The sequence below is a fragment of the Glutamicibacter sp. NPDC088483 genome, assembly GCF_044753145.1.
Lineage (GTDB): Bacteria > Actinomycetota > Actinomycetes > Actinomycetales > Micrococcaceae > Glutamicibacter.
Map to the genome: position 1 here is coordinate 4,979 of NZ_JBIVMP010000012.1, position 1,187 is coordinate 6,165.

General features: G+C 51.2%; 1 protein-coding gene. It reads left to right on the forward strand.

Going from position 1 to position 1,187, the window contains the following annotated elements:
- Window positions 1–301: 301 nt before the first annotated feature.
- Window positions 302–817: a GtrA family protein gene (locus ACIP6G_RS18185; protein ID WP_365946654.1), complete on the forward strand. Its 516-nt coding sequence runs from the start codon at window positions 302–304 to the stop codon at window positions 815–817.
- Window positions 818–1,187: the final 370 nt, after the last annotated feature.

A 1,187-nucleotide genomic window follows, 5' to 3' on the forward strand; every position in this document is an offset into this window, starting at 1 on the left:
TGAGCCCGTTGAGCCCGTTGAGCCCGTTGAGCCCGTTGAGCCCGTTGAGCCCGTTGAGCCCGTTGAGCCCGTTGAGCCCGTTGAGCCCGTTGAGCCCGTTGAGCCGCAGGGCATAACAACTCATTGCCGCCATCCTGGCCATTGGACGCTGCCACGAAAATGCCCGACTCATACATCGCTGGAAGCTCATGAGCTTCAATCTGAGCATGCTGTGCAAGGTGACCCATATGGATAACTAAGAACCGCCCTGATTAAGTTTCAATTTTCTATTCGCCGATCCTGGGATGTTTATGCTTGATCCATGAGTGGCAGAGCCAAAGCATTTAGCGATGAAGGCGCACGGGATCCATCGCGCCCAAAACAGTATCGGGAACGAAAGAGAGCTCTGTACTTCCTGGGCATAGGAGGATTCTGCTTCCTCCTGACCTTGGCAGTGAATTACGGATTGAAGTTCACGATTCTGGGGGCGCATCCAACTTCAGCTTTTCTTATCGCTAATGCAGCGGCCACGGTAGTTTCCTACTACCTCTCGCGACGGTTTACCTTTGGGGATGTCGTCCATGGCCTCAAACGTATCCAGTTCATCAAATTCGTCGGCATGTCTACGGTAGCTATTGGAATTACTGCGGCGCCGGTTTATGTATCCCGTTGGATCTTTGGAATCACGGAACCACACGTTTCTTTTATCGTCCAGGAGATTGCCGACTTTATCGCCGGACCAATTATCGGGACGTTACTTGGGATGATCTTCCGATGGTGGGCAATGAAGAAGTTCGTCTTCCTGGATACGCTCCATAAACGTACAGAGATCCTGTAAACCGCAGGAGCAAAGCAGTCGCGATTCCGCTGCAGATTTGTTCAACTGTCAGGGCGTCAGAGTACGCCCGCGGATTATGCCACCACAGTGTAACCACGATCACTGTCAAAAGTGCCCTGCCGATTTGCGGAGCCCTGAAAACCTGTGTATAGTTTTTATCTGTTGCCGGAACGGAAACAACACGGAATCTACCGATTGTTTACCCGGCAGCCAATCACTTTTCACTGAAGGTTTTCCGCCGATTTTGGTCGGATCAGGAAGTCTGGTAAGTTGGAAAAGTTGCTCCGGAGCGAAGCAGTCATCGAAGGATTGGTGGTTGTGGTGTCGAGAGTGTTTGTTGTTTGAGAACTCAATAGTGTGCCAAGTTTGT